The sequence below is a fragment of the Microbacterium sp. ACRRU genome, from assembly GCF_022346945.1.
Classification (GTDB): Bacteria; Actinomycetota; Actinomycetes; order Actinomycetales; family Microbacteriaceae; genus Microbacterium; species Microbacterium mcarthurae.
This window is the reverse complement of sequence record NZ_JAKRNI010000027.1, coordinates 33,109-40,050: the sequence shown is the minus strand read 5'-3', so window position 1 is coordinate 40,050 and position 6,942 is coordinate 33,109. Positions and strand designations below refer to the sequence as shown.

7 protein-coding genes are annotated in these 6,942 nt (G+C 64.6%); 5 read left to right on the top strand and 2 right to left on the bottom strand.

Annotation, left to right across the window (positions count from 1 at the left end; genetic code table 11):
• Window positions 1–244 precede the first annotated feature (244 nt).
• The 3 genes from MHY30_RS11925 to MHY30_RS11915 all read left to right on the top strand — a co-directional run bounded on the left by MHY30_RS11925 (window position 245) and on the right by MHY30_RS11915 (window position 3,537).
• The gene (locus tag MHY30_RS11925; protein WP_239277138.1) at window positions 245–949 is read left to right on the top strand and encodes a hypothetical protein; all 705 of its coding nucleotides are present in this window, start codon (window positions 245–247) and stop codon (window positions 947–949) included.
• Between the two features lie 969 nt (window positions 950–1,918).
• A complete protein-coding gene (locus MHY30_RS11920; protein ID WP_239277137.1) occupies window positions 1,919–2,800 on the top strand; it encodes a hypothetical protein in 882 nt (293 codons plus the stop codon).
• Window positions 2,797–3,537, top strand: a complete 741-nt coding sequence (locus tag MHY30_RS11915; RefSeq protein WP_239277136.1) for a DUF6339 family protein — start codon at window positions 2,797–2,799, stop codon at window positions 3,535–3,537. Before MHY30_RS11920 ends, MHY30_RS11915 begins: the two co-directional genes overlap by 4 nt.
• Here MHY30_RS11915 and MHY30_RS11910 read toward each other — a convergent pair.
• Window positions 3,534–4,097 (bottom strand): very short patch repair endonuclease, encoded by a 564-nt coding sequence (locus MHY30_RS11910; RefSeq protein WP_308192658.1) that lies wholly within the window; start codon window positions 4,095–4,097, stop codon window positions 3,534–3,536. The two genes, MHY30_RS11915 and MHY30_RS11910, sit on opposite strands and share 4 nt — an antisense overlap.
• Window positions 4,098–4,134: 37 nt before the next feature.
• Here MHY30_RS11910 and MHY30_RS11905 point away from each other — a divergent pair, with 37 nt between their 5' ends.
• Together MHY30_RS11905 and MHY30_RS11900 are read left to right on the top strand one after the other, a co-directional pair.
• Window positions 4,135–5,250 carry a DNA cytosine methyltransferase gene (locus MHY30_RS11905; RefSeq protein ID WP_239277135.1) on the top strand — a complete coding sequence of 372 codons (1,116 nt, stop codon included), beginning with the start codon at window positions 4,135–4,137 and terminating at the stop codon, window positions 5,248–5,250.
• Between the two features lie 44 nt (window positions 5,251–5,294).
• Window positions 5,295–5,780 carry an SDR family NAD(P)-dependent oxidoreductase gene (locus tag MHY30_RS11900; RefSeq protein WP_239277134.1) on the top strand — a complete coding sequence of 162 codons (486 nt, stop codon included), beginning with the start codon at window positions 5,295–5,297 and terminating at the stop codon, window positions 5,778–5,780.
• Between the two features lie 113 nt (window positions 5,781–5,893).
• On the opposite strand, the gene MHY30_RS11895 is transcribed toward MHY30_RS11900, so the two are convergent.
• On the bottom strand, window positions 5,894–6,826 hold the full coding sequence (locus MHY30_RS11895; RefSeq protein WP_239277133.1) for a glycoside hydrolase family 172 protein: 933 nt from the start codon (window positions 6,824–6,826) through the stop codon (window positions 5,894–5,896).
• Between the last annotated feature and the right edge of the window lie 116 nt (window positions 6,827–6,942).

The window sequence follows — 6,942 nt, the reverse complement described above, 5'->3', positions numbered from 1 at the left end:
ACCTGCTCCGGGGTGTGACGCTTCCTGCTGTTCGTCATGATCTGACCAGTCTCCCTGCCCGAACCCTCGGGCGACAGGACGACTCACACAACGACTGGACCTACAAGACGGGGTCAGTCCAGAGGGCTCAACCACTGCGTCCGGCATTCTCAGACAGCTCGGGCGTCCAAGCCTCGACGAGTTCACCATCCTTGTTCGCGAGGCCGCCCAGAACAGTTGGGATGCGCGCCGTGGAGACTCGGACGTGCACTTCGCGATTCGCGTCGAGCGGCTCGGGGATCGCGCGGCGAAATGGCGCGAATTACTACTTCCCGGGCCGCCATCACTTTCGATCGAGGGGTTCGAGGATGCGCTCAGTCCGGATTCGTGCATAGTCGTGGTCTCTGATCGGGGCACCCAAGGGCTCAGTGGACCCGTGCGTGCAACGGAACGACCCGCCCCCGATGAACGCAACGACTTCGTCCAGTTTCTTCGCAATGTCGGTGAGCCGCGGGACACGGAGCTCGGTGGAGGAACGTACGGCTTCGGTAAAGGGATCTTTTACCGCACGAGCGCTGTCCGCACCATCGTGGTGGACTCACGGATCAAGCGAGGCGCCTCTTTTGAGCAGCGCCTCATGGGTGCAGCGCTCGGAAGCGATTACTATGATGCAGCTGATGAGCGATTCACGGGTCGCCACTGGTGGGGCCACATCACCGATGACATTGTCGATCCGGTTACGGGCTTAGCTGCCGCGGAGGTAGCGTCGGCGCTCGGGCTCCCCACGTTCGATGCGGACCAAACGGGAACGAACATCGTCATTCTTGGCGCCGATCTTGCCCTCGTGGCCGATCGTGGAAGGCCGGGATTCGCAGACACCGAGACTCTAGGCGACCATCTCGTGTCAGCGATGTTGTGGAACCTCTGGCCAAAGTTCCGCGCAACGTCGCCGGACGCCAAAATGCGATGACCGTCTCGGTCCATGTCGAGGGAGCAGAGTTGGCGATCCCTTCGCCGCTCGATGTGCCAGCGCTCAGGCCGTTTGTGGAGGCGTTCCGTTGCCTGAATGGTGGATCGATGCGCAGCTACCGACGATCTGCGCCGCCGCGGATCCACTGCGGCGATGTGGCGGTGGGTGTGGGGCTCGCGCCAGCCAGTGAACCCGCGGTCGTCCGCTCGGCGCGTCCATTCGACGGCGCGCCACACCACGTCGCGCGCATGCGACAGGCCGGGCTCATCGTCGACTACGCCGAGGGGCCAAGTCACCCTGATGCGCTCTTCTGCTACGGGGGAGTGTTTCGTTCGTCGGTCGAGGCCGATTCCTACTTCGCTGAGGCTGAACCACCGACACACGACCGATGGAACCCGGAGGGTCTGGAGCGTGAGGCGCGTTTGGTCGTGCAAGGGGCTATCCGCTTCATTCGAGACGACCTCACGAGGCGATTCGTAAAGCAGCCGACGACATCCAGCGCACACAGTTCGCACGGTCTGGGGAATGGATCGCGAAGGCTGTCGAGTCTGGTCGCGGGAGTCAACGCGACGGGAGCGGACCCTGTGGGAGCGGGTCCGCGTGTAGGAGGCGGGCGTATAGGAGGGTCCAGCGGGATCGTCCCTGCGCGGCTCGTAGGAGATCCGTGGGTAGCACCCTACGGTGAAGTTCTCGCAATCTTCTGCAAGGTGAGAGTTGAAGTGCCGGCTGCCTTGACCTCGATCAAGGCATGCATCGACATCGTGCTGGACAGCGGTGGCCGCGAGGGGGAGCCCCCACCGGGAGCCTCGAGACCCCGCGTGATCCGGTGGTTGGCGGCAAACACTCGCGGAGTTGTCCGCGATGGCGACGTCCTCGAGGATTTCGCGGGCCTGCAGGATTGGATTGTTGTCGCGGAGTTTAGCGACGACGCGGTAACGAGACTTCGGCTCGAGTTGGTAGGGGCATCGGATGGCACGTGAAATCTGGCCTTTCCGTCGCGCAAGCAGCGCGACGCTCGAGTTCGAGCCGTGGCACCTGAGCGGGTCGGATCCGATTCTGCTTCCAGAATATCTCGAGGGCTGGGATCCGCTCACCGACGTCCACCTGGATCGGGTCGTGCGCTCTGACCTGCATGCTCTCAAATCAGAAGCAGGATTGGCTGCGACCGACGAGCTGATCCTCAGCATCAGTTGGGTGAACCGGCAGTCGTTCATGACAGAGTCCGTATACCGCGCGGATCTTGGAAGCGAACAACTTGTCCAGGTCGCGCTGCCGGCATCTCGCCTCGGCGGATCGATCACGCTGCGAACTACCGTTGCGGTCGCAACCACTGATCTCAACCGACCGCTGGGAGTGGCGCGCTGGGCGGGCTCAGTTCTCGCTAGTCACGAGCAGATCGTGATGCTCGAAGGCACCGGACCGATGTTCCCCATCGCGGAGGTCGACTTCGCCGGCACGGTGTATCCGCCGTACGCCAGTTGGGCACTTCAACTTCCCGATGATCTATCGCTTCCCGTGCTTGGGTCTGTCCTCCTCCTCGTCAATTCGCGCGACCGCGAGTTGATCTCGGCGCTCGCAGCTAGCAAACCGGACACCCGTCAAGCGGCCATTCTGGAGAATCTCGAGGGACAAATCGCTTCATTCTTGATCGAACACGCAGCTGTTTCGCAGGCCGAGCTGAAGTCTGAAGTCTGGTCCGAACAGTCGGTAGGGGAGTTCCTGATCCGGTATCTGGCCATCGGCTCGACGCGCGGTCTTCTCGGCCTCGTCGGCGGCGCGGACCGCGGGATGCTCGCTTCAGGACTTGAGGCCGCAGCGCGCGCCGAAGGGTTCGGCAGGAGGTTCTCTTGACCATCCTTTACCCGAGGCTGCCCCGTGCCGAGGCCCAGCGACTGTTTGCGTCTGTCGCGGAGTTATCGCCTTCTCGCACTCACCATGCGCAGATATTCGCCCCGGTGGGTGGACGAAGGGCGACGGCGGAGCAGGTGGGCCAGTTGTCCGACCGTGTGCGCGACCTAGCCGGGGAGTTTGGCTTCCCGAAAGCGCTCGCGTCAGCAGACCGGCTGCCTTTCGATCGCCGGTCGGCGACGCTACTGATCGACTCCATGGACATCTCCTGGAGTGAGGCTGCCGCTCACGACCTCTGGTCCTTCCTTGCTCTGGTTGTTCTGCCCGACGTCACTCGATGGCGCTTCGGCGAGAGGAACGTCGAGCGTTGGATCGCCAGTGATCTGACGCGTCACACCTGGGCGAGAGTGTGGTGGCGAGGCACCGTCTTTGCGTCGCGCCCAGACCTTCTGGACCGATTGACCGAAAGCGACTTGAATCAGATCCTCGAACGCAGAGTCGTCGGCGGAGACTCCCGCTTGGTCATAGGTCTTGCACAGGCGGTGCTCGAGTTCGAGGCAAGCCGCCCGGGCCATCGTCGCGCACTTATTCGAGACGCTGCGGGCCGATTACGGCGCCGCCTTGCGTTCATCGACGCTCGCGCGCTCGGGGACCTGGAGGTGCTCGAGCTGTGTCGAGAGCTCGTAGCGGAAGCGGGGCGGTACCTGCCGAGCGAGCCGGAAGCAGAAGTGAGCGACTAGCTAGAGCGGGTCTGATCACCGACGCGCGAGTTGATGACGCGAACCTCCGGAGACGCTTCGCGCGCAGGTCCAGGTTTCGGGCCACCGCTTCTCAGAGCATCACGGATCTGTGGCGAGACGGCTGCAGCCACGACAGCGGCAATCCGATCGGGGTCGGCGCGGACCTCGTGCTCCCAGAACCTTAAGGGTATCCAGCCGTACGACCGCAGCTGCTCGTCTGTTTCGGTGTCCCGCTCCCGGTTCCGTACTAGCTTCGCGCGCCAGAAGTCGCTATTTCTCGAAGGCGCCTGATAGTGCTCGGGACATCCGTGCCAGAAGCACCCGTCGATGAAAACCGCGATCTTCGCTCGGGTGAACACGATGTCGGCGGTCCGCCGTACGTTGCTGATTGGTCGGATCGACACGCGATAGCGGAGGCTGAGGGCATGCAGACGACGACGGACGGCGAGCTCCGGCGAGGTGTCTCGGCCACGGTTCGACTGCATCGACGCGCGTACGCCGGGTGTGCTCGCCCACGACTCGTCGCGACGTCGGGGTGCGGTCGACTCGCCGGCTGCCATCCTTAAATCCTTTCGCCTCAACAGTAGATTGGACGCAATGACTCTGCAGCTCCCGGCCGAGGCCGATGCGACCCTCGCCTCCGACCGTGCGGCGCAGACGATCACGATGCTGGACCTCTTCGCCGGCGCTGGCGGGCTCACAGCGGGATTCCATGCCGCGTCCGATCGTTTCCGAGTGAAGCGCGCCGTCGAGCTCGACACCGCGGCCGCCGCCACCTATGCAGCGACTTTCGGCGAGGACCTGGTGTATCGCGGCGGTATAGAAGACTGGCTCCGCGACGAAGATGTTCCGAATGTGGACCTCATCGTCGGAGGGCCGCCGTGCCAGGGCTTCTCGATGCTCGGCAAGCGGGACACCACTGATAGGCGCAACTATTTGTGGCAGGAGTACGCAGCGACAATTCTCCGGGCCCAGCCGAAGTACTTCGTAGTCGAGAACGTCGCCGCTTTCGCGAAGTCCCAGCAGTTCCGCGACTTCACCGAGTCGACGCAGCCGGACGGGATCCTGCGCGACTACACCTTCGAGTGGGGCATCCTGAACGCAGCTGATTACGGCGCGTTTCAGGCCCGCAAGCGCGCGATCCTCATCGGCCGCAGCCGGGATCTTCCGGAGGTCGGCATGCCAGAACCGACACACCTCGGGAGGCACCGCACCGTGCGGCAGGCCTTCACGAACATCGTGCCCACCGTCACCGAGACAAGACTCGACGGTCGAACCAAGAGGTTCTTTGGAGTTGACCTTCCAGGCGTGTTTCACCCTTTCGAGCTTCACTTCGGACGCGAATACGCCGAGATCTCCAAGCTGCGCTTCCAGGAGATTCCCGAGGGCGGCAACAGGTTCGATCTCCCTGATCGCCTAAAGGCGCGGTGCTGGCTCGGACACACCAACGGGTCCGGCGACGTGATGGGCCGACTGCATTGGGACAAGCCGTCGGTTACGATCCGCACGGAGTTCTTCAAGCCCGAGAAGGGACGCTACCTCCACCCGACCGAGCATCGCGCCATTACTCACTACGAGGCTGCGGTCTTGCAGGGCTTCCCCGACACGCATCGGTTCGTCGGTTCGAAGACGGCGATTGCACGCCAGATCGGGAATGCCGTTCCCGTACCTCTGGGCGCAGCGATCGGCCAGCAGATCGCCAGCGTGCTCTAGTCGGAACCCATGGATGATTCGACGAGTTCGATCCGTCGACGGAGGTGCGACAGGATGCTCAGCGCATCGAGACAGTCCTGATACATTCGTCGATCCTCGGCCTCACCTCCTTCCCGGGTTGGGGACTCTATTGCGCGGGGAAGTTCGCGCTCGAGGGAATGACGGAGTCGCTCGCGGCAGAGCTCGCGGAGTTCGACATCAAGGTGCACCTGGTCGAGCCCGGCTACATGCGCACCGACTTCCCGACGTCCAACTCCCTCGGGCTCCCCACCCGCGAAGTGGACGCGTATCCGTCGATCCGCGAGATGACCCGGGCGCACCAGGACATGCCTGGCACTCAGCTCGGCGACCCGGCCAAGGCCGCCGCCGCGATCATCACGGTCGCCCTCACGGAGAACGCGCCCCTGCACCAGCTGCTCGGCTCGGACTCCGTGCAATTCGCGACCGCGCGCGTGGAGACGCTGCGAGCCGAGATCGACGCCGCCCGCGAACTGGCCGTCACGACCGACATCGCCCCGTCGGCTGCCTGACGCCATGGGGTGCCCGGGGTCGCCCTGCGCCCCGGGCACCCCGGGCCTGATCCGTGTCCGTGCCCGGGCGTACGGTCGCGCCAGGAAGCCTAGGCTCGCACGGCCGTTCCGCGTCAGCGTGGCATCCGGGCGGCCGCATCCGGCAGCTCAGGGAAACGCGACCCGACCGACGACTGGTACCAGTAAGCCGTGGTCGCGATGTCGTCCGACCGCTCGAACAGCCCGTGATCCCACGTGCCGATCTGCTGCAGCGTCACGCGCAGGTCCTCGCCGAAGAAGATCGGGTCGGGTAGGTGCCAGCGGTAAAGGCCGTGCATGGGCATCATCGCCGTCGTGAACTCCGACGCCCGCGTGGTGTCGGTCGCGCTGGCGAACGGGTAGCCGAAATACGGCGCCGAGAAAGTGAGCGCGCGAGGCTCCGGGTCGGCCCGCAGCGCGTCTTGGAATGCCCACGCACCGCCGGCGTAGTCCTCGAGGCCGGTGCTGCAGAGCGTCGGCAGATCGGTATCGCCGTCGACAAAGAACTTCATTTCACCTTCGCCCCACCAATACCGGTGCAGCGAGGTCAGCGCGACGTACGTGCCCACGTACGTACCGCTTCCCCGAACCCCATCGAGAATGACGTGGTCCTCGCCGAGGGCCGTCGTGCCATTGCTCCGCCGCCACTGCGCGTGGAAGTAGCCAGGCCACTCGTCGAAGTCGTCGCCCGTGGTGTAGTCGACCTGAAAAAACACATGTCCGAGGTCGCCGCCGTGCTCGCTATGCAGTTCCAACCGCGCGCCGGTACGGAACGGCATCGGGAAGTACGAGTTCATGCCGCCGGTGGGGGCGACAACGATCGGCTCCGACGTGACGAGGGCCCGCTCGCCGAACCCGTTGCAGAAGAAATCGCCGAGCGGCACCTCGACGGACGGATGCGGCGAGTCGTCCCAGAACGCGCGCAGCACGAGATCGCGCAGCACGAACGGGCCCGCGGGCGTCTTGTCGGTAACGGTGATCCAGATGTGGCGGATCACCCCAGGGCCGGTGATGTCGGCGAGAACCACGGTCTCACCGGCCGGCAACGCGTACCAGGCGCTTCCTTTGCGGCCCGGGCCGAGGTGCGAGCTCGCAGACCCCGCCGCGCCGACTGCCCCGTCCGGGTTCTCGGCGTTGATGGCGC